Source organism: Micromonospora noduli, from assembly GCF_003264475.1.
GTDB lineage: Bacteria > Actinomycetota > Actinomycetes > Mycobacteriales > Micromonosporaceae > Micromonospora > Micromonospora noduli.
On the sequence record NZ_PYAC01000033.1, the window covers coordinates 283,085 to 304,754 of the forward strand.

Annotated in this window: 16 protein-coding genes; 5 read left to right on the forward strand and 11 right to left on the reverse strand. The window is 70.9% G+C overall.

Annotated elements, in window-relative coordinates:
- Position 1: 1 nt before the first annotated feature.
- Positions 2 to 994, forward strand: a complete 993-nt coding sequence (locus MED15_RS25895) for a COG1361 family protein (RefSeq protein ID WP_112726645.1) — start codon at positions 2 to 4, stop codon at positions 992 to 994.
- An 80-nt stretch (positions 995 to 1,074) separates the two neighbouring features.
- Here MED15_RS25895 and MED15_RS25900 read toward each other — a convergent pair whose 3' ends face one another.
- The 3 genes from MED15_RS25900 to MED15_RS25910 form a co-directional block, all read right to left on the reverse strand.
- A complete protein-coding gene (locus MED15_RS25900) occupies positions 1,075 to 4,029 on the reverse strand; it encodes a fibronectin type III domain-containing protein (RefSeq protein ID WP_208646726.1) in 2,955 nt (984 codons plus the stop codon).
- A 216-nt stretch (positions 4,030 to 4,245) separates the two neighbouring features.
- Positions 4,246 to 4,476: a DUF2188 domain-containing protein gene (locus MED15_RS25905; RefSeq protein WP_091401205.1), complete on the reverse strand. Its 231-nt coding sequence runs from the start codon at positions 4,474 to 4,476 to the stop codon at positions 4,246 to 4,248.
- Between the two features lie 74 nt (positions 4,477 to 4,550).
- Positions 4,551 to 5,210, reverse strand: coding sequence for a M23 family metallopeptidase (locus MED15_RS25910; RefSeq protein ID WP_112733324.1), 660 nt, complete (start codon positions 5,208 to 5,210; stop codon positions 4,551 to 4,553).
- A gap of 122 nt (positions 5,211 to 5,332) precedes the next feature.
- Here MED15_RS25910 and MED15_RS25915 point away from each other — a divergent pair, with 122 nt between their 5' ends.
- From MED15_RS25915 to MED15_RS25925, 3 genes are read left to right on the forward strand one after another with little or no spacing between them, the layout of a single operon-like run.
- On the forward strand, positions 5,333 to 7,777 hold the full coding sequence (locus MED15_RS25915; RefSeq protein WP_112737163.1) for a PEP/pyruvate-binding domain-containing protein: 2,445 nt from the start codon (positions 5,333 to 5,335) through the stop codon (positions 7,775 to 7,777).
- On the forward strand, positions 7,774 to 8,439 hold the full coding sequence (locus MED15_RS25920; protein WP_112737165.1) for a hypothetical protein: 666 nt from the start codon (positions 7,774 to 7,776) through the stop codon (positions 8,437 to 8,439). The genes MED15_RS25915 and MED15_RS25920 overlap by 4 nt, the downstream gene beginning before the upstream one ends.
- Before the next feature lie 51 nt (positions 8,440 to 8,490).
- Positions 8,491 to 9,069: a TetR/AcrR family transcriptional regulator gene (locus MED15_RS25925; protein WP_112585380.1), complete on the forward strand. Its 579-nt coding sequence runs from the start codon at positions 8,491 to 8,493 to the stop codon at positions 9,067 to 9,069.
- A 23-nt stretch (positions 9,070 to 9,092) separates the two neighbouring features.
- On the opposite strand, the gene MED15_RS25930 is transcribed toward MED15_RS25925, so the two are convergent.
- The 6 genes from MED15_RS25930 to MED15_RS25955 form a co-directional block, all read right to left on the reverse strand.
- Positions 9,093 to 10,466, reverse strand: a complete 1,374-nt coding sequence (locus MED15_RS25930) for an N-acetylmuramoyl-L-alanine amidase (RefSeq protein ID WP_112737167.1) — start codon at positions 10,464 to 10,466, stop codon at positions 9,093 to 9,095.
- Positions 10,467 to 10,532: 66 nt separating this feature from the next.
- On the reverse strand, positions 10,533 to 11,699 hold the full coding sequence (locus tag MED15_RS25935; protein WP_244220586.1) for a peptidoglycan DD-metalloendopeptidase family protein: 1,167 nt from the start codon (positions 11,697 to 11,699) through the stop codon (positions 10,533 to 10,535).
- Between the two features lie 218 nt (positions 11,700 to 11,917).
- Complete coding sequence (locus MED15_RS25940; RefSeq protein ID WP_112737169.1) at positions 11,918 to 13,231, reverse strand: hypothetical protein; 1,314 nt, start codon at positions 13,229 to 13,231, stop codon at positions 11,918 to 11,920.
- Positions 13,232 to 13,245: 14 nt separating this feature from the next.
- Positions 13,246 to 14,772: an alkaline phosphatase D family protein gene (locus tag MED15_RS25945; RefSeq protein WP_112737171.1), complete on the reverse strand. Its 1,527-nt coding sequence runs from the start codon at positions 14,770 to 14,772 to the stop codon at positions 13,246 to 13,248.
- 121 nt (positions 14,773 to 14,893) lie between these two features.
- Positions 14,894 to 15,877 carry a TolB family protein gene (locus tag MED15_RS25950; RefSeq protein ID WP_112726637.1) on the reverse strand — a complete coding sequence of 328 codons (984 nt, stop codon included), beginning with the start codon at positions 15,875 to 15,877 and terminating at the stop codon, positions 14,894 to 14,896.
- On the reverse strand, positions 15,874 to 17,175 hold the full coding sequence (locus tag MED15_RS25955) for an MFS transporter (protein ID WP_112726636.1): 1,302 nt from the start codon (positions 17,173 to 17,175) through the stop codon (positions 15,874 to 15,876). The genes MED15_RS25950 and MED15_RS25955 overlap by 4 nt, the downstream gene beginning before the upstream one ends.
- A gap of 214 nt (positions 17,176 to 17,389) precedes the next feature.
- On the opposite strand from MED15_RS25955, the gene MED15_RS25960 reads away from it, so the two are divergent.
- Positions 17,390 to 18,769, forward strand: a complete 1,380-nt coding sequence (locus tag MED15_RS25960) for a CBM96 family carbohydrate-binding protein (RefSeq protein ID WP_112698228.1) — start codon at positions 17,390 to 17,392, stop codon at positions 18,767 to 18,769.
- A gap of 58 nt (positions 18,770 to 18,827) precedes the next feature.
- On the opposite strand, the gene mmsB is transcribed toward MED15_RS25960, so the two are convergent.
- Both mmsB and mmsA read right to left on the reverse strand, forming a co-directional pair.
- The gene (gene mmsB, locus MED15_RS25965) at positions 18,828 to 20,078 is read right to left on the reverse strand and encodes a multiple monosaccharide ABC transporter permease (protein WP_112585363.1); all 1,251 of its coding nucleotides are present in this window, start codon (positions 20,076 to 20,078) and stop codon (positions 18,828 to 18,830) included.
- Positions 20,075 to 21,613: a multiple monosaccharide ABC transporter ATP-binding protein gene (gene mmsA, locus MED15_RS25970; RefSeq protein ID WP_112585361.1), complete on the reverse strand. Its 1,539-nt coding sequence runs from the start codon at positions 21,611 to 21,613 to the stop codon at positions 20,075 to 20,077. The genes mmsB and mmsA overlap by 4 nt, the downstream gene beginning before the upstream one ends.
- Positions 21,614 to 21,670: the final 57 nt, after the last annotated feature.

A 21,670-nucleotide genomic window follows, 5' to 3' on the forward strand; every position in this document is an offset into this window, starting at 1 on the left:
GGTGCTGCTGGCCTCGGTCGCCCTCGTGGCGCTCGGGGTTTCGGCGGCACCAGCCGTTGCCGTGCGGGAGCAGCGACAGGACCCGGCCGAGGAAGCCGCGATCAGCATCCGGATGCTGGACATCCCGGCCAGCCGCGTGCAGGACCCCCGCGCCCAGGTCTACATCGTGGACCACCTGAAGCCCGGGACAACGATCGACCGCCGGGTCGAGGTGCAGAACACCTCCGGCGAGACGCAGAAGATCGAATTCTATTCCGGTGCCGCTTCGGTCGAGAACAACGCCTTCACCGTGCCCGAGGGGCGTACGGGCAACGAACTGAGCGGGTGGATCCGGCTGAAGACCGCCACGATGGAGCTGGACCCGGGCGAGCGACGACCTGTCGAGGTCGAGGTCGCCGTGCCGAGGAAGGCGTCGAAGGGCGAGCGGTACGCCGCGATCTGGGCTCAGGTCACCAGCGCGACAGGGCGCACCGGCAACGTCACCCAGATCCACCGGGTCGGCATCCGGGTCTACCTCGACGTCGGCCCGGGCGGTGAGCCGCCCACGGACTTCCGGATCGAGGGGCTGGCCGCGGAGCCCGGCACCGGTGAGTTCCCCGTGGTCACCGCGAAGGTCACCAACACCGGCGAACGCGCACTGGACATGACCGGCACCCTGTCGCTGACCAAGGCGGCGGTCCAGGCCGGCCCGTTCAAGGTGACGAACGGCGTGACGATCCTGCCCGGCCAGAGCGGTCAGGTTCGGATCGAGGTCGACCAGGCCCTGCCCGCCGGGGCCTGGGACGTGCACGCGAAGCTCGCCAGCGGCACCGTGGAGCGCACCGCGACCGGGAAGATCGTCCTGCCCGTCGCGGCGCCGATGACGGTCACGGCGTCCGGCGGGCCGAGTTGGCTGGTGTACACGCTGGGCGGCATCGCGCTGCTGGTGCTGGTCACCCTCGGTGGCTGGTATCTCGTCCGCCGGGCTGTGGGCGCAGTCGCCGGTCGGCGGTGACCGTCAGTCGCCACCGTCGGGGCGGATGCGGTATTGAGCGGTATACCTCAGAGGTATGAATATGACTCTGAGGTATACCGCTAGATGACGGAGTGCGTCACGACCGCCACGTAGTCGCCGACCACCACCCCGGACGGAAGGGTCACCAACAGTGTCGGGATCCAGGTGGCGGAGTTCGGGCCTCCCGTCTGGCCGGACCACCCGGCGGCCGTACGCGGGGTGTTCAACACCGCTCCGGGCTGCGGGACGAAGGATCCGACCCCGGTGCTGCCAAGGGCAGGCCCGGAGGCGTACGTGATGTTGCTGTTGGGGATGGTCTCGCCACCCGAGCCGGAGCCCGTGGTGAAGTTGGTGCTGGTGACGACGCTGACCCAGTTACCGGAGAACGGCCCGCGGTCGTCGGTGACGGTCACCGGTCCGAGTTGGCCCGAGACGCCGGTCGTGCCCGAGGTGACGGTGCCGAGCGCCGAGATCGCCGGAACGCTGATGGAGAGCCCACCGAGCGGGGTGATGACCAGGTCGACCGGTCGGGTCGCGGACTGGTCGAACGAGTCCGTCACCCGGACGGTGAACGGGAACGTCCCGGACACTGTGGGCGTGCCGGAGAGCAGGCCGGTCACCGGGTCGAGGGTCAGCCCGGCGGGCAGGCTCCCGGCGCTGACCGACCAGGTGAACGGGCCCGTGCCGCCGGTCACCGTCAGCTGGTACTGGTACGGGTCGTACGCCTTGCCGGGCGGGGGCGGTGGGAAGGTCAGCGTCGGCGACGCGTTGACCGTCACTGGCCCGGAGGGGGCCGACTGTGGGCCGGTCCCGGCGGCGTTCGTCGCGGCCACCCGGAAGGTGTACGTCGCGCCGGCCGTCAGCCCGCTGACGACCTGGGTCGTGGCGGTCCCGCTGAAGACCCGGGGTGTCTGCGCCACCCCGCCGAGGTACGGCGTCACTGTGTAACCGGTGATCGGCGACCCCCCGTTGGCCGGGGCCGTCCAGCTCACCGTGGCGGCGTTGGTTCCGGCGGTGGCCGAGGCGTTCGCCGGCGCCTCCGGCACTGTGTACGGGACCACCGCCGCCGAGGATGGGCTGGCCGCGCCGGTGCCGTAGGCGTTCACCGCCGCCACCCGGAAGGCGTACGACGAGCCCGCGGTCAGCCCGGTCAGGGTGCGGCTGGTGGTAGAGGCGTCGAAGGTGAGGATCGGTTGGGTGACGCCGTCCCGGATCGGGGTGATCAGGTAGCCGGTGATCGGGCTGCCGTTGTTCACCGGCGCGGTCCAGCTCACTGTGGCGCTGGTGACGCCCGCGGTGGCGGTGGGTGTGGCCGGGGTGCCCGGCGCGGACGCGTAGATGTAGTTCGCCGATCCCGTGGAGCCTCGGGTGACGACGCTGACCGTGACCGTCGCCGGGCTGGACCGGGCGGGCATGGCCGAGATGCCGAGCGTGCCGTTCGGGTTCACTGTGAAGCAGCCGGCCGCCGGGCCGGAGCTGCACGGCAACAGCACCACCGAGGTACCGGCCTGCTGCTCGGCGGCCGTACCGATGGTGATCGCGGTCGCGCCGGTGAGATTGCTGCCGCCGACGGTGACCGCGATGCCCCCGGAGATCGAGCTCTCCGCCGGCGTGACGGTGACGCCGCTCGGTGCGGTGGCTGGCGCGACGGGCGTGGTGAAGCTGGTGTAACCCGGGTTCGCGTCGATCGACGACGAGGTCGCCACCGTCGCTGTCTGGATCAGCGCCGGCGTCACCCCGGTGCCGGTGACGGTCGCCACGACCGTGATCGGCGGCAGGGACGTTCCTCCGGCGAACGGGCCGTTGCTGTTCGTGCAGGTGATGGTCTGCCCGGACGGGGCGGCACAGACCCAGCCGGAGCCGAACGCGCCGCGCGGCACGACACCGGTGGGCACGGTCTGGGTGACCGAGATCGGTGCTGTCTCGGTGGCCCCGGCATCGACCCCGGCGGTGATCGAGTAGGTGACCGGATCACCGGGCTGGGGGGTGGCCCCGACAGCGCTGGTCTGCGACACGTTCAGGTCCGGCACCGGGTTGAAGCTGACCGCACGGGCGTTGTCGATCTCGTGGAAGTCGGTGACCGAGCCGGTCGAGCCCACCCAGCCGAACGCGAGTTGCCGTGGGTAGCCGTTGGCGTTCAACCAGGTCGGTGACGGGTACAGGCTCGGCGACACCACCGGGAGCGCGCCCGCCAACGTGCGTGCTGCCCCGCCGACCGGGGTGAACCTGACCCGGTACTGACCTGCCGGGGTGGTGATGCCGGTGTCGGTGCTGAATGGGGACGAGGTGGTGTTGATGACGACTTCCACCGGCACCACGGACGCGGCGCGGGTGGTGGCCCGCAACGGCAGCGCGGCCGACGACGTACTGGTGGCGGTGCTGTTGATCGCGCAGTAGCCGCCTCCGTTGCGGCCCGGCCCACGGATCACCACCTGGCCGGGGACCCGCGTGTTCGTGGTCGAGATGTAGGGCGGATTCGTACAACCAGTGCCCTGGTAGAGGCTGTTGCTGAAGTTGCCGAAGACGTCCAGGCCGATGCCCAGGTAACCATTGGACAGTCCCACCGAGCCGCCGTTGAACGCCGCCGAGTAGCCCAGCGATCCGCCCGACTGGCCGATCACCGACGGGGACCGCGGGTTGGCGGGGTCGACAGCGGCCAGCGCGAACGCCAGGCCGTCCGCTCCGGTGCTGATGCCGCCGTACTGATAGGTGTTGAAGGTGACGTGCAGTCCCTGGGAGGTGGGCACGCTCACCGCACCGAACACGCCGCCCTGCCGGTTCGCGACGGCCGGGGTGAGGCGCAGCTTGCCCGAGCCCTGCGGATCGGTTGCCGTCGGGCAGCTCAGCAGCGGGCTGATGGTCGAGTTGCCCGCGGCGCTCAGGCAGGCGACGTTGGTCGCGGTCGCGGCTGGCACGCCGGGCACCGTCACCGCGCCGACACCGTCCGGGGTGTTGTTGTGGAAGGGCTGGTCGAACAGCACGGACCCGGCCGCCCACGCGGGGAGCGGCGCGACCGCGAAAGCCCCTGCAATCACGGCCGCCACCAGCGCTGCGCTCCTGATCGGCCGACGCCGGCCCCGAAACGACATGCCCACTCCCAGCGTTCACTCCAGTCCCGATCTGGACTATATCCCTCCAAAACGCCCATATTTCTTGTACGGTCACAAAGCCGGCGCGATACTCGACCGCGCAAAAGCGGACCGACCCCCTCGATCACGCCGAGGAGGCCGGTCCGCTGAGACTGGAAGCTGTCAGCCCTCGATGTCCCGGGGGTCACGGCTGCGGGGGTAGGTGTTCTTCTCCCCGATCGTGCCGTCCTGCTTCTTGATCACGTGCTCGACGCCGCGGTCGGCCGCCATCTCGCGACCCTGGGCCTGCGCGTCGGCCTTCACGTCATGCGTACTGCTGGCCCGCTCCTGGCCCTCCGGCTTGTTCTTCCACTGCCCGTCCTCGTGGTACGTGTCGACGTCACCCTTGGCCATGACCGGCTCCTCCCCTGCGTCTGCGCTGTCCCCCGAATCAGTGCCCCCGAGCCGCGCCGGGCAAACTGCGGTCCTCAGGAGACGGCCGGGCAGTTGTTGCTCACCCGCCGCAGGATCTGTTCGCGTTCGTCGGTGGTGATGCCCGACGGCGCGCCGTCGAAGTGGGTCTCGACCTTCTCCCAGCCGCGGCGCTGCTCGTAGTGCAGGTGCGGGGCTCCGGAGTTGCCGGTGCTGCCGAGCCGCCCGATCTGGTCACCCTGGGCCACCTTCTGACCGACCGTCACCAGTGGCGGTTCGAGCATGTGCAGGTACTGCGTCTCCCACTTGCCGCCGTGGTCGATCTTCACCCAGTAGCCGCCACCGCGCCCCCGTGGGCCATCCGGGTTCTCCGGGTTCCGACCACCCAACGAGCCGTTGATGCCCGCCACGGTGACCGTGCCGGCGTACGAGGCGAGCACCGGCCGCCCCCACGTCTCGCCCTCGGTCGGGAAGAAATCGACGTCGTAGTCGTCGTGACCGGGGTAGGTGCTGAGCTGCCACGTCTCGCCGCAGGTCACCGGCATCTGGAAGAGCGGGCGCGGCCCAGCCGGTCGCAGCATCGGCACCGCGACCACCGCGACACCCAGAACGGCCGCCGCCGCGACGAGCGCGAGGAGGACCCGGATGGCGCGGCTTCGAGGGTGGCGGTGGGAACGGGCTCTGGTCGGGCGGCCGGTCGTCACCGGTCCGAGCATGGCAGATCCCGGCAACGTTCCGATCCCGAGGTGGCGCACCCGCAGCGGTGACATTGCAGTCGCATCGCAAAGGGGATATCGTCAGATGCAATGCAGTTGTATTGCAACGAGAGTGGGCTGCCATGCACGTGATCGCGTTGTCCGAGGTGACCGCCGAGATGGCCGCCCTGGTCGGCGGCAAGGCGGCCGGGCTGGGCGAGCTGATCCGGCACGGCGAGCGGGTCCCCGACGGTTTCTGCGTGACCACCGAGGCACACCGGCTCGGCGTCGTCCCCACGGCCGAGGTCGTCGCCGCGTACCAGCGGCTCGGCGCGGGCCCGGTGGCGGTGCGCTCCAGCGCCACAGCCGAGGACCTGCCGGACGCGAGCTTCGCCGGGCAGCAGGACACCGTCCTCGACGTCACCGGCACCGCCGATCTGATCGCCGCCATCGAGAAATGCTGGGCATCGCTGCACGGCGACCGCGCGACCGCCTACCGCGACGCCCGGGGCATCGATCACCAAACGGTGCGGATGGCCGTCGTCGTGCAGCGCATGGTTGCACCCACGGTGGCCGGAGTGCTGTTCACCGCGAACCCGCTGACCGGGCGCCGCGACGAGATGGCCGTCGACGCCGCTGCCGGCCTCGGCACGACAGTGGTGGACGGCGCGGCAGCCGTCGACCACTACATCCTCGACGACGTCACGCGCACCGAGGCCGGATGCCTGACGTCCACGCAGCTGGCCCGCCTCCGCGCCACCGGCGAGCGGTTGCAGGCCCACTTCGGCTGCCCGCAGGATGTCGAGTGGGCCATCGACGCTGACGACGTCCTGTGGCTCCTCCAGTCCCGGCCGATCACCAGCCTGTTCCCCGCCCCGCCGCTCAGCGAGAAGCCCCTCCCCCGCGTCTACCTGGAGTTCGGGCACGTCCAGGGCATGCTGCAACCGGTGACCCCGATGGGCATGTCGACCCTGCGGACGCAGATCGCCGCGATGCTCGCCGCGCTCGGGGTGCGGGTCGAGATCGTCGACATCGGCGGCCGCCTCTACGGCGATCTGACCGACCTCGCGCGCGACCGGTCGTCCCGCAAGAGACTGGTGAAGCTTTTGGCTGTCGACTTCGGGCCGCGCGCCCAGGCGGTGATGCAGCACGTGCTGGCCGATCCCCGGTTCGCCCCGACCAGCGGCGGCGCCTGGCGCGGTGGGGCACCGGGGGCCACTTCGCTGCGGACGGCCCGCCGCGCGGTGGTGGGGATCCTGCGGGCGCTGGCCCGTCCCGAGGCGACGCGGACCCGGATGTTCGAGGCGATCGAGCAGCTGCGGGTACGTTCGGCCGCCCCCGCCGACCTGCGTACCACCGCGGACCGGCTGCGCTTCGTGCAGGCGCAGGACGACGACGCCGCCGATGACAGCGCCGACGCGATCATGTGGCCGATCGTCGCCGGGATGCTCGCCGCCGCCCTGCCGACCGCGCTGCTCAAGGGCGTCGCCGGCCCGGACGAGATCCACACCGTGCTCGGCGGCATGCCGCACAACGTCACCATCGAGATGGACCTGGCCCTGTGGCGGCTCGCCCAGGGCGTGGGCGAGCACCGCCAGTTCCTCCTCGACACCCCGCCGGCCGAGTTGGCCGCACGCCACCTGCGCGGGACGCTGCCCGACATCGGCATGGCGGCCTTCCTGGACGTCTACGGGCACCGGGGCGTCGCCGAAGTCGACCTCGGGGTGCCGCGCTGGGCGGAGGACCCCACGCCGGTCTTCGCCGCGGTCGCCAACTACCTGCGGGTCACCGACCCGCAACAGGGTCCCGACCAGCGCTTTCAGCGGGCCGCCTCGGCGGCCGAGACAGCGCTGGAGGAACTGGTCACCCGAGCTCGCCGCCGACGGCCGGTCCGGGGCAGGATCGCCGGTTTCCTGTTGCGCCGGGCGCGGTCGTTGGCCGGCCTGCGTGAGGCCGGCAAGTTCGCCGGGCTGTACCCGCTGCGCGAGACCCGTCGCCAACTGCTGCTCATCGGCGCCGATCTGCACGCCCGCGGGTCGCTGGACCAGCCCGACGACATCATGTTCCTGACCCTCGACGAGGTACACACAGTCGTACACCAGGGTGTTGATCTGCGCGGCACCGTCACCGCCCGACGGGCCGTGCACCGCCGGGAGCTGCGGCGTCGGACGGTCCCGGTGGCACTGCTCTCCGACGGTACGGATGTGGAGACCGTCCTGCCGGCGGCATCGACGGGCGACGGGACGCTCGCCGGAGTGGGTGCGTCGGCGGGCCGGGTGACCGGCCCCGCCCGGGTGGTGCACGACCCGGGCACCGCCCACGTCGAGCCCGGCGAAGTCCTGGTGGCCGCGACCACGGACCCTGGCTGGACCCCGCTGTTCCTCACCGCGGCGGCGCTGGTCACCGAGACCGGCGCGATCATGGCGCACGGCCCGACGGTGGCCCGTGAGTACGGCATTCCCGCCGTCATCTGCGTGCCGGACGCCACCCGGACCATCACCACCGGGCAGCTCGTCACAGTGGACGGCAGCGCCGGAACCGTCACGCTGCACGAACCGTCGGCCCCCGAGCAAGAAGGACGACCATGACCGACACGAAGACACCGACCAGGGCGCGAGTGGGCCCGCTGCTGCGTCGGGCGGCCGAGGCCGAGGCCGCGACGTGGCGCAGCCTGTACGTGTGGGCGCGGCGTCGTCCACTGCCGCTGGGGCCCGGCGACGAGCCGTTCGGCTACCTCGGCGTGGTCAAGCCGATCCTGGGCATCTTCATCGGCCTGTCGGTCGTGGAGATCCCGATCTTCGACGTGGTGGTCACCCACGTGGTGCCGTGGCGGCCCGCCCGCTGGATCGTGCTGGGCCTCGGCATCTGGGGTCTGCTCTGGATGATCGGCGTGTTCGCCAGCATGACGATCCACCCCCACGTCGTGGGCGACCGAGGCCTGCGGGTGCGGCTCAGCTGGGGCGTCGACATCTGGATCCCGTGGACGGACGTCGAGGCGCTGCGCAAGCGCTACCGATCGCTGCCGTCGAGCAGATCGGTGCAGGTCGAGCAGGAGGGCGACCGCCGGGTGGTGTCCATCTCGGTCGGCAGCCAGACCAGCATCGACGTCCTGCTGCGTCGGCCGCTGACCTTCGACCTGCCGAAGGCCGGGTCCACGCCGGTCAACGAGCTGCGACTGTACGCCGACGACCCGGACGGCCTGCTGCGCAGCGCTCGGGGCACTCCGGTGAGCCAGACCGTCAGCCGGTGACCACCGCGCTGGCGGAGTCCCCGGGCCACCCACTGTGAAACGATCGAGGCCATGCCCAAGAAGGTCGATCACCAGGAGCGACGCACCCTCATCGCGGACGCGCTGATGCGGGTCGCCGCGGATCAGGGCCTGGAGGCCGTCAGCCTCCGACACGTGGCTGCCGCGGCCGGCGTGTCCGCCGGGATGGTCCAGCACTACTTCCGGACCAAGGACGAGATGATGGCGTTCGCGATGGCGGTGGTCCGCGAGCGTGGCCAGGCCCGGGTCACCGAGGCCCTGGCGCGGCTGGGCGAGAACCCCGCCCCCCGGCTGCTGCTGCGCACAATGATCGCGGCGCTGTTGCCGCTCGACGACCGCACCCGTGACGACGGGCGGGTGGCACTGGCATTCCTCGCCTACACCGCGGTACGACCGGCGTCCGCGACCGGCCTGCGGGCCGACACCATGCAGCTGACCAGCTTCATCGCCAGCGTCCTGCCCAGCGGAGACACCGCCGAGGGGGCCGGCCTGCTCGCGTTGATGGAGGGGTTGGGCGTCTACCTGCTGGGCGGGCAGTACACCGCCGAGCAGGCGCTGGGCGCGCTGGACGCCCAGCTGGACCTGCTCTTCGGCTCGTCGGCGGCCGCCTGAGCGGTCGTGGTCGTACCGCGCCCTCAGCAGCGCGGCACGTTCGGGATGTACCCGTCGTAGCCGGTCAGCACGAAGGCGTCCGAGACGTAGCGGTTGGTGCCGATCCGGTTCCACACGGCAGTCGTACCGTACGGGCCGGTGACCGTGCTGCCGACGGCCTGGCAGTAGACGGCGACGGTGGCGCCGTCGGCGACCGACCCGACGACCGGATAGCTGGCGCCGGGGCCGGAGCGCACGTTGAGGCTGGACGCCTCGGTGTTGACCGTGCCGGAGCCAATGCCGGTGATCCCGTTCACCAACTGCATGTAGTAGGTCCAGTTCCAGTTCGGGCCCGGGTCGGTGTGGGTGGCACCGGGCACCTCACGGTGGGCGATGATGTGCGCCCGGTCCCTGGGTATGCCGTACTTCGTGGCGAGGCTGCGGGTGAGCGCGGCCGAGGCGCGGTACATCGCGTCGGTGAACCAGGCGGGGTTGTCGACGAACCCCTCGTGCTCGATGCCGATCGACTCGGTGTTGTAGGTCCAGTTGCCGGCGTGCCAGGCGATGTCCTTCTCCCGCACCGACTGGGTGACGGCCCCGTCGGAGGAGCGGAAGGTGTAGTGCGCGCTGGCCTGCGCGGCCGGGTTCTGGAACCAGCTGACAGCGCCGGCGTACGAGCCCTGCGTCATGTGGATGACGATGCGGGTGACCGGGTGGCTGCCCGGTCGACTGGCCACCGTGTAGTTGCTCGTGCTGGCCGGCGCCCACGCGGCCGGCCCGTAGTCGGTGCTCAGGGTGCCGATCCCGCCGAGCACGGCGGCCCGCTCCAGGCCACCCCGCCGGGGCGCGACCGGTCGCCCGGCCACCGCCTCGCCGCGCCCGGTGAACCCGGTCCGCAGCAGGTCGTAGACGGTGTCGGCGTAGAGCCGCGCGACCGACGCCTCGGTGGCGCCGCCGTACCGGGCGACCGCTCCGTACCAACCGTTCACGTCGTCGCGCGTCGCGGCGGTGAGGCCGGCCTGATCGGCGTACGAGCGCAGCACGGCCGCCGCCCCGAGCACGTTCGCCGCGGGTTCGGTCCGCAGCGCGGCCGGACTGAGCCGGGTGAGCGCGGCAGCCTCGTCCAGGGTGCGCACGCCGGGGGTGCTCGCCAGGTGCATCAGCCCGTGACCGCCTGCCGCGCTTGGTGTGCGGGCGTGCATGTCCAGCCGCGACTCGGCGTACCCCAGCGCCACCAGCAGGTCGCGTGGCACGTCGTACCGCGCGGCGGCGGTGTCGAACGCGACGGCCAGCGGGGCGGCCGGCGCCGGCGTACCGCCGGGGTCGGCGACAGCCGGTGACACAACCGCGACGACTCCGGCCAGGGCGGTGGTCAGGGCGAGCAGGAGCCGGCCTCCGTGGAAGGTGCGAACGGACATGAGCCCTCCTTGCGGTTACCGGGGGTTGGCGGCCGGTGGGCCGCCAACCCCCAGGGATGAACCTCGTCAGCACCAGCCGTTGATCGGGCCGTTCACACCGGTCGACAGGTAGGCGTCGGACACCCAACTGCCGTCGCTCAACCGGTTCCAGAGCGCCGTGGTGCCGTACCGGCCGGTGTGGGAGGTGCCGTTGGCGGAGCAGGAGATGGTGACAGTGGCGCCGTCGGCCACCGAGCCCAGCGAGCCGTAGCCGGTCCCCGGCCCGGCACGTCGGGTGAGCACCCCGCCACCGTTCGCGTCGACCACCCCCTGGTTGAAGCCGAGCGCGCCGTAGTTGTACAGGCCACCGCCGGCACCGGCCCAGGCCGACCCGTGCCGCGCCCCGCCCTGGTACGCGGCGGCGCCGTTGGCCAGTACCCACTTGCCGATGTCGTGGCCGGCGATCGGCACGTACGCGCTGTTCTGCCGAAGTCCGAAGTGGACGTGTCGGCCGTAGGCGGCTCCACCGCAGGTGACGTCCGTGCCGGTGTTGCCCAGGACGGCTCCCTGGCCGACGCTGGCGCCGTTGACGGAGATGCTGTTCCACAGGTGGTAGTAGTCGGTCGAGTAGCCCCGGTCGTGAATGACCCGGATCCACCCCTGACACATCGTGTACGCCGCTCCGGCGCGGGTGGCGCGGACCACCTGGTCACCACCGGCCAGGTCGACCGAGCTGTACGGGGACTCGGTCCCACCCCAGCCGTGCGGGCCGCTGGTGAGCGTCCACGTCTGGCCCACACCGAACGGCAGGGCCATTCCGGTCCGGTAGTCCCCGCCCGCGTACATCGGGGTGGGGGTGGTGGTGAGGACGCTCTTCTCCTGACTTGTCACCAGGGGCGACTCGGCGGCCAGCGCACCGAAGGCGGCCTCGCCGTCGAAGGCGATCCGCCACCCGGCGGGCTCGGACCGGGCGATGAAGATCGATCCGGTCGGGTGGGCGTCCTCCTGTCGGGGCGCGAGCGCGACGGCGGTGCCGAACGCCCACCGGCCGCTGGTGCGGCTGACGGTGATCCGGGTCTCCGGTCGCGCATCGGCGGCGGACAGCTCGGCGGTGCCGAGCAGTTTGGCGGTCACCGCAGCGGTGAGCGTGGGGGTCACGGCCGCGGAGGCGGCGCCGGGGGTGGCCCCGATCAGGCTCGTGACCATCAACAGGGCCGCGGCGACGCCGCCGGCGAATCGTCGACCGTTTCTCATCGTGCCCTCACTTTCGATTGGGATCTCGGGCCGGCTTGATGCAGAGCCCGTGGCCGCTGAGGGGTGCAGTGCTGGCGGGCCTGAGCAGCGACGACTGCCAGGTTCAAGAGATAGGCGTAAATATTGAAGCTGATTGTTGTGTAGTAAACCGTCGAAGTCAACGCGCTCAGCGAAGGTTTCCTACATCGTCCGATTTCACTCGCCGACGCTCGGATTCGTCAGCGTGCCGTGGTGGCCCGCGCCTTCAGTCGGCGCAGCTCGTCGGCGGACATCAGCCAGGTGGAGTTCGTCGTCCCCAGGCCGAGGAGCACCTGGTCAAAGGAGTTGCCGTCGTTGTCGTCGGTGTAGCAGACGCTCACCTCGCCCCAGGGCGACGCGGCGACCGCGAAGTGCTCCTGGCGACCCGTCGTGGTCTGGCTCAGCGCCTGGGCCGCCAGCCGGCCGGTGGACGTGCCGTCCGGGTTGAGGCCGCGCGCCCAGACGTCCGGGTTGGCGCCGGAGACCGTCCAGCCCACCACGACGTTGTCCTGGTCGTCGATGCCGACCCCGGGAGCGATGGCACCGGTGCCGGTGGAGACCGGAACCTCGTCGTGCCGGGCCGTACCCGTCGCGGTGAACGATCGGGCCCAGACACCCCGGGTGCCGGTGTGGTCGGATTCCCATCCGACGGTGAAGTCGCCGGCGAAGTTCGCCGCGACCGAGGCACGCTGCTGCTGCCCACCGCTCTGGGCGTTGGCCGTCCGCCGCGACAGCGCCACCGCGCCGTTGGACCGGGCCAGCCGGGTCAGCCCGATGTTGTACGAGCCGTTCGCGTCGGCGTCCTCGTCCCAGACCACCAGCGCCTCACCGGAGGCGGACACCGCCACGTCGGGACGGTGGTGCGTGCCCGTCGTCTGTGAGGCCGTCACCTCGTACGCCTTGGTGGTGGCGGCGGTGAAGCCGGCGGCCTTGACGGTGGCGGGAGCGGTTCCCTGCACGTCCTCCCAGACCACTGTGAAGCCGACGGCGGCGGCGTTGGTGGGCGCGCCGTCCGGGTCGACCGCCACCTTCGGCCAGATCTGCTGCCCGGCGTCGCTGGCGTTGGCCTGCCCCGAGCCGAGCACCGCGCCGGCGGGTGACACCACCCGGTACTGGATGTTGTAGACGCCGTTGCCGTCACCGTCGGCGGCCCAGACCACCACGGCGTTGCCCCGGTCGTCGAGCCCCACGTCGGGGCTGAGGTGCCGCCAGGCGGCTCCGCTGGTTCCCCCGGTGGAGAGCTTCAGCTCGTAGGCGGGGGTGCCGTCGCGGAACAGCCGCAGGTAGACCTCGCTGTGGGTGTCGTCCTGCGGGGCGGTGGCGTCCCGGTCGTCCTCCCAGACCACTGCGACGTGGCCGTTGCGGTTCATGGCGATGGAGGGCAGGTCCTGGTCGCCGGTGGCGACGCTGTTCGCGGTGGTCCAGGTGACCGCCTCGGCGGTCATCGCGGTCGGGCCGGGAACCACGTTCGGGACCAGCAGGGACGCGGTGAGCAGTGCGGTGATCGCGGTCATGGTGGCTCTCTCCCTTACCCGGCCTGCAGGCCGGGCTGGCCGTCGAGGATGACGAACGAACGCACTGTGGACGCCGCCGCGCCATGCTCGGTCACTGTGTTCACCGCGCGGAAGTCCGCGCGGACCTGGCTGCGGCTGATGGTGGTACGGACGTAGCCGCGCCGGTCCGAGTAGAACTTCAGGTGCGGGTTGGCCGCCGCGTTCGGGACCGTGGTGCTGCCGCTGCCGTTGCCGGTGGAACTGATCGAGGTGCAGACCAGCTCGGTGCCGATGGTGGCCGAGGAGGGGTTGGCGTAGTCGGCCTTGAGATCGTTGGCCCACGAGCGGTGCACGTCGCCGGTGAGCACCAGCGGGTTGCGCACCCCACGTTGCTGCCAGCCGGTCTGGATGCGGCTGCGGGAGGCCCGGTAGCCGTCCCACGCGTCCATGCTCGCCGCCCCGTTCGCATCGAGTTGCTGGGCGAAGAAGACCTGCTGGCCGAGGATGTCCCAGGTGCCGTAGCGCTGGGCCAGCCCGTCGAGCAGCCACGCCTCCTGGGTGGCGCCGGTCAGCGAACGGGACGCCAGGTCCGCGTCGGCGCAGACCTTCCAACCGTCGCCGCAGGCCTGGTCGTCGCGGAACTGCCGGGTGTCGAGCATGTGGAAGGTGGCGAGCTGCCCCCACCGGACCCGTCGGTACAGCGGGATGCTGTTGCCGTTGGCGGCGGACGCCGGTCGCAACGGCATGTTCTCGTAGTAGGCCCGGTACGCGGCGGTGCGCCGGGCGGTCCACTGGGCTGCGGTCAGCGTGGGGCTGCTGTCGTTGCGGACCATGTTGGCGTAGTTGTTCTCCACCTCGTGGTCGTCCGGCACCACCAGCCAGGGTGCCGCCGCGTGGGCCGCCTGCAGGTCGGGGTCGGACTTGTACAGCGCGTACCGGCGGCGGTAGTCGGCCAGCGACACGATCTCGGCGCCGACGTGCTGCCGCACCGTGGAGGTGCCGACGCCGCCCTCGTAGATGTAGTCGCCGAGGTGCAGGATCAGGCCGGGGTTGTCCTCGGCCATCCGCCGGTACGCGGTGTAGTAGCCGGCCTCGTAGTGGGCGCAGGAGGCGAAGGCCATCACCAGGTCGCGGCCGAAGGCGCTGGGCGCCGGGGCGGTCCGGGTCCGCCCGACCGGCGAGATCTGACCCTGGGCCCGGAACCGGTAGTAGTAGTCGGAGTCGGCGGCGAGCCCGCCCGCGATGGCGTGCACGGAGTGCGCGTCGGCGTACCGGGCGACCACCGAGCCGGAGGCGACCAGCGAGGTGAACCGGTCGGTGGTGGACACCTGCCACTCCACTGTCACGTCGGCGTTGGTCATGCCGCCCTGCCCGTCGGCGTTGAGCGGGGAGGGTGCCAGCCGGGTCCAGAGGACCACACTGTCGGGCGCCGGGTCACCGGACGCCACACCGAGTTTGAAGGGGTACGGCACCGCGGCGCGGGCACCCTGGCGGGGTGTCACAGCGACTCCGGCGGTCACGAGTCCACTGAGGACGAAGATGCGACGGCTCAGCCTTGTCATGGTCAACAGCCTCGGGAACGTCGATGAACGGCGATGGCTGCGCGGCGGAATCGGACATGACGGAATGCTGTCCACGCCAAGGCGTTCAGGTGTCCGGACCGCCGGACCGGGGGCCGGACCGTCAGGTGAGCGGCGACGGCGACTCGGCGCCGGGAATCACCAGCGTCGGCGTGCCGGACCCGTCCGCCGGGACGCTCCAGACGTCGGGCTGGCCGTCGTCCCGACGCAGCGTGTAGGCCAGCTTTCCGTTGTCCAGCCACGCGGCCTGGTCATCGACGCTGCGGACCTCGGCGGTCGCGGTGACCCGCGTGCTCGCCAGGTCCAGGACCGACAGCCGCCAGCCCTTCGCCGGGTCGGCGTCGACCGCCTCCTTGAACGCGAGCCGGGTGCCGTCCGGTGACAGCGACGGGCACTCGACGTTCTCCTTCAGCGTCTCGACCGTACGGGCCGCGAGGTCACCCCGGACGAGGTACCTCTCACCCCCGGTCGCCATCGTGGCGTAGAAGCGGTTGTCGTCGGCGGTGAAGGTGACTCCCCAGTAGTTGACGTCCGCGTTGCGGTAGCCCCGGCCGTCCCGGGTGATCGCGAACTCTTCGAGCGAGGCCACAGTGGCGCCGGTACGGGTGTCGAGGATCCCGGTGCGCGTGGAGAAGCCACTGGAGGTGTACGAGTCGCCACCGACGAACGTCGTCCAGGAGACCATCCGGCCGGAGGCCGAGACCCGGGCCCGGTTCGGCAGCCCCGGCACACTGACCGCTCGGGTCTGGCGCAGCGCCGCGTCGAGCACGACAACCTGGTACGACCACGCCGTCTCCGGCTTCAGGCAGACCCCGGTGCCGGCCGCCGCGTACACCCGGAGGCATTCCAGGCCGGCGACGGTGCGCGGCCCGGCGGGGTTGGTCGCGGCGACGGTGGAGACGTGCCGGTCGGTGATCGCCAGCAGGCGCGGCCCGGACGTCAGGGTGACCGCCTGCGCGCCGCCAGCGGGTGGCGGCGTCCGGGGAGCCTGCGCGGCCGTGGCCGCGTAGCCGGCCGCCACGGTGCCCAGCAGCACGGCCGAGGCGACCACCACGCCGAGCTTCGCTCGGGTCGACATCGCGGTCATCGGGGCACCTTCCGGGTGGTGAGTCGGGACGGGGAGGCCAGCAGGAGCAGCGTGCCGACCAGGACGCCGGCGACGGCCACGGCCGCCGCGCGGATCGCGTTCTCCGGCCCCCACGACTGCCAGGCCAGACCGAACAGCACGGAGGAGACGAGGTACGCGAGGGCCTGCCCGGTCTGCACCAACGCGATTCCGGTGGTCCGCAGACGCGCCGGCAGCACCGGACCGGCGAGCGCGATGAGCACGCCGTCGGTGGCCGCGTAGAAGGCGCCGTACAGCGTCAGCGCCAGGGCGATCAATGGCCAACCGTCGACCGGACCGGCCAGCAGCAGGTACGTCGCACCGAGGGCGGTGTAACCGCCGATCACCACGGGCAGGCGACCGATCCGGTCGGCGAGTACGCCGAGCGGGGCGGCGAGCAGCAGGTACGCCAGGCTGGTTCCCACCGCGAGCAGCGGGAACCAACGCAGGCCGAGGTCCATCCGGCGTTGCAGCAGCAGGTAGACGAAGCCGTCGCCGATGGTGGCCAGCCCGAGCATCGCGGCGGCCAGCACCAGCCGCCGGGCCGGTCCGCCGCGCAGCAGCCCGAATGCCTCGCGGACGGAGACCTTGGGGCCGTTGGTCTCGCCCGCCGCCTCGCCGTCCGTCGCCTCGCCGTCCGGCTGCTCCCGAACGAAGAGCACGAGCACCACGACGGCCAGGGCCGCGATGCAGAAGCTGGTGACGAAGACCGCGTCGTACGACTGCCCGACGACCAACAGGACCGCGAACGCGGCGAGTGGCCCGAGGAACGCGCCGACGCTGTCCATCGCCCGGTGCACCCCGAACGCCCGACCCAGCGCCTCGGGTGGCGTGGAGAGCGTGATCAGCGCGTCGCGCGGCGCGCTCCGCACCCCCTTGCCGATCCGGTCGACGGCGATGACGGCGCCGATCGCCGGGATCGACCGACCGGCGAGCAGCAGGCCGAGCTTCGCGACCGCCGAGAGCGCGTACCCGACGCCGGCGATCAGCTTGCGCCGCCGGAACCGGTCGGCGGCAAAACCACCGACGACCCGCAGCAGCGCGGTGGCGCCGGTGTGGACGCCGTCCAGCACACCGAAGGCCACCGGGCTGAGGTGAAGGCCCAGCACCAGATAGAGCGGCAGGACCGCGGCCACCATCTCGGCCGACACGTCGGTGATCAGACTGACAGTGCCGAGCGCGACGACGTTGCCGCTGACCATTGCGAACCGGCGGCGCCGCGGCCCCGATCCGGGTTGGTCGGCGACCGGTCGGGAGACGGTCGACAGGTACACGAGCATCTCCTCTGATCAGCGGTCGACGGGCAGCCATCGTCCGTACTCAGTGGAGGAGGCACAACGGACCGCGAGTGGCGTCCGGACGAGGGTCGGATGAACGAGTTCCCAACAGCGAGGTGTTCGCCTGCCGGGACGCGCTGTTCATCCGCCCGTCGCCCGCCGGCTCATCGATCTTCCTACATTCCTTGCGCTCTTCCCACGAGGTAAGGAGTCCTGGATGGACATTCGATTCCCCCGTCCGTCGGTGACGCTGGGGGTGGTCACGGTGATCGTCGCCGCGACCGCCGCCGTCGTCGTGACCGGCGCTGGCGCGGCGTCGGCGGCGAGCGTGACCTTCACGCCGGTCGCCGACACCTACGTCCAGAGCGACGCGGCCGCCACCAACTACGGCACGTCCACGCAGGTGGTGGTCGACAACTCGCCAGTGCGACGCTCGTTCCTGCGCTTCACAGTGAGCGGTGTCAGCGGCACGGTGACCGGCGCCAAGTTGCGACTGCGCACGATCAGCGGCAACAGCGGCAGCGACGCCGGTGGCACGTTCCGCCGGATGTCCAACACGACCTGGTCGGAGACCGGCACCACCTGGAACAACCAGCCGACCATCGACGGGGCCACGCTCGGCACGATCGGCGCGGTCAGCGGCAACACCTGGTACGAGGTCGACGTCACGGCCGCGGTCACCGGCAACGGCACGTACAGCTTCGGCGCCACCTCGACAAGCGGTGACGGCGCCTACTACGACACCCGCGAGAGTGGCGCGGACGCTCCGCAACTGGTGGTCACCACCGGGACCACCACGCCACCCCCGTCGGGCGACCCGGTGTTCGTCGGTGCCGGCGACATCGCCGACTCGGGCTCCGGCGACAGCGCCACCGCGACGCTGCTGGACAGCATCCCTGGGACGGTCTTCACCACCGGCGACAACGTCTACGACAGCGGGACGGCGTCGCAGTTCAACAGCTACTACGAGCCCACCTGGGGTCGGCACAAGTCCCGCACCCGCCCGTCGCCGGGCAACCACGACTACAACACGTCGGGCGCGACCGGCTACTACAACTACTTCGGTACGTCCGCCGGCCCGAGCGGGCGCGGGTACTACTCGTACGACCTCGGCAACTGGCACGTCGTGTCGCTGAACTCGAACATCAGCATGTCGGCCGGCTCGACGCAGGAGCAGTGGCTGCGCGCGGACCTGGCCGCCAGCAGCAGGCCGTGCACTATCGCGTACTGGCACCACCCGCTGTTCACGTCCAGCTCCAACCACGCGCCGTCGACGTCGACGCGTCCGCTGTACCAGGCCCTCTACGACTACAACGCCGACGTCGTGGTGTGGGGACACAACCACGTGTACGAGCGGTTCGCCCCGATGAACCCGGCCGGTGGCGCCGACTCCAGCCGGGGTCTGCGCAGCTTCGTCGCCGGGATGGGCGGCGCCGGCCACTACGGCTTCGGCACCATCCAGCCCAACAGCGAGGCGCGTAACAGCTCGGCGTGGGGCGTACTGAAGTTCACCCTGCACTCCAACAGCTACGACTGGCAGTTCGTGCCGGTGGCCGGCCAGACCTACACCGACAGCGGCACCAGCACCTGCCACTGACAAACGCGTGCCCCCTGTCCGCGAGGCGGGCAGGGGGCACGTGCGTACCGGCCGAGCGTCAGCGGGCCGTGCCGGCGCGACGCTTGTTGTAGACGTCGAAGGCGACCGCGACGAGCAGGACGAGACCCTTGACCACCGACTGGGTCGACTGGTCGATGCCCATCAACTGCATGCCGTTGCTCATCACCGCCATGATCAGACCACCGACCATCGCGCCCACCACGGTGCCCACGCCACCGGTGACCGCCGCGCCGCCGATGAAGGCCGCGGCGATCGCGTCCAGCTCGAACATGTTGCCGGCGGCGGGCTGGGCGCCGTTCGACCGCGACGAGTAGATGACGCCGGCCACCGCCGCCAGGAAGCCCATGTTGACGAACATCCAGAAGTTGACGGTGCGGACCTTCACCCCGGACAGCGCCGCCGCCGACAGGTTGCCGCCGATCGCGTAGACCTGGCGACCGAAGACGGTACGCCGGGTGAGCAGGCCGTAGACCAGCACCAGGACCGCCAGGATGATCAGCACGATCGGCAGCCCTCGGGCGTGCGCCAGCTGCCAGGCGAAGTACATGAGGACCGCGCCGACCAGCACGACCCGGGCGACGAAGAGCGGGAACGACTCGACGGGCTGCTGGTAGCGGATCCGCGCCACGCGGGTGCGGAAGCCGCTGACCGCGTAGCCGGCCACGGCGATGGCACCGATCAGCAGCGTGAAGGCGTCGAAGCCCTGCCCACCGAGCAGGCCGTTGAGGAAGCCCGCCGCGACCTGCTGGTACTCGGACGGGAACGGCGACAGCGAGATGTTGTCGAGCACCCGCAGGGTCAGACCCCGGAACAGCAGCATGCCGGCCAGGGTCACGATGAAGGCCGGAATGCCGGCGTACGCCACCCAGAACCCGTGCCACGCCCCGACCGCGACACCGACGACCAGCGCGGCCACGACGCCGATCCACCAGGGGTGGCCCTGCTGGATCACCAGGACGGCGGAGACCGCGCCGGTGAGTGCGACGACCGATCCGACCGACAGGTCGATGTGCCCGCCGATGATCAGGATGACCATCCCGATCGCGAGGACCAGGATGTACGAGTACTGGAGGACGATGTTGGTGATGTTGCCGGGGCTCAGCAGCACCCCGTCGGTCAGGACCGCGAAGAGCGCGACGATGACGACCAGGGCGACGTAGATCCCGCTCTGCCGCAGGTTGTTCAACACCAGCGCCCGCAGGTCGCTCGTCCCGCTGTGCAGGGCGGCGGCGGGCGGGCTGTCCGGGGGCGTGGGGTGCTCCGTCGAAGGGGTCTTGATGCTGGTCATCCGACGAGCTCCTTGTCCTTGGTCATCAGCTCCATGAGGCTCTCCTGAGTCGCCTCGGCCACCGGCATCTCGCCGGTGATCCGGCCGGCGGCGAGGGTGTAGATGCGGTCGCACATTCCGAGCAGCTCCGGCAGCTCGGAGGAGATGACGATCACCGCCTTACCGGCGGCCACCAGCCGGTTGATGATCGTGTAGATCTCGTACTTGGCGCCGACGTCGATGCCACGGGTGGGCTCGTCGAGGATCAGCACGTCCGGGTCGGTGAACAGCCACTTCGACAGGACGACCTTCTGCTGGTTGCCGCCGGAGAGCTTGCCGACCACCGCCATGACGCTCGGCGTCCGGATGTTCATCTCCTTGCGGCTCGCCTCGGCAACCTTGATCTCCTCGTTGCCGTTCACCCAGCCCAGGCGGGACAGCCGGTCCAACGCGGCGGCGGACACGTTGCGCCGCACGTCGTCGATGAGGTTGAGGCCGTAGCGTTTGCGGTCCTCGGTGACGTAGGCGATGCCGTTGTCGATCGCCTCGGCGACGGTGCGTGCCTGCACCTCCCGCCCGTGAACGAAGAGTCGGCCCCGGATGTCGCGCCCGTAGGACCGACCGAACACGCTCATGGCCAGCTCGGTCCGCCCGGCCCCCATGAGGCCCGCGATGCCGACGACCTCGCCGGCGCGTACGGACAGGCCGACGCCCTCGACGACCATCCGGTCCTGGACCGGGTGACGCACCGTCCAGTCCTCGATGCGCAGGACCTCATCACCGGGGGACGACTCGCGGTCGGGGTAGAAGCTGTCCAGGTCGCGCCCGACCATGCCCCGGATGATCCGCTGCTGGGTCACCTCGTCCGACCGCATGTCGAGGGTCTCCACGGCGCGCCCGTCGCGGATGACTGTGGTCGAGTCGGCGATGGCGGTGATCTCGTTGAGCTTGTGCGAGATCATGATGCAGGTGATGCCCTGCTCCTTGAGGGCCCGCAACAGGTCGAGCAGGTGCGCCGAGTCGATGTCGTTGAGCGCGGCCGTCGGCTCGTCCAGGATGAGCAGGCGCACCTTCTTCGACAGCGCCTTGGCGATCTCCACGAGCTGCTGCTTGCCGACGCCGAGCTGGATGACCGGGGTGACCGGGTTCTCGTGCAGCCCGACGGACGCGAGCAGCTTCGCCGCTTCGGCGTTGGCGAAGTTCCAGTCGATGAGCCCGCTGCGGCCGCGCCGCTCGTTGCCGAGGAAGATGTTCTCCGCGATCGACAGGTACGGCACCAGGGCGAGCTCCTGGTGGATGATGACGATGCCGTTGGCCTCGCTGTCGCGGATGCCACGGAACTGCATCGGCTTGCCGTCGAAGAGGATCTCGCCGTCGTACGAGCCGGACGGGTAGACGCCGGACAGCACCTTCATCAGGGTGGACTTGCCGGCGCCGTTCTCACCACAGATGGCGTGGATCTCCCCGCGGCGCACTGCGAGGGTGACGTCCTCCAGCGCGGTCACGCCGGGGAAGGTCTTGGTGATGCGACGCATCTCGAGGATGGTGTCGTCCATTGTCACTGTCCTCCGTCAGGTCTGGACGTGGTACGCGCCCAGGCGTCGGGCCCGGCG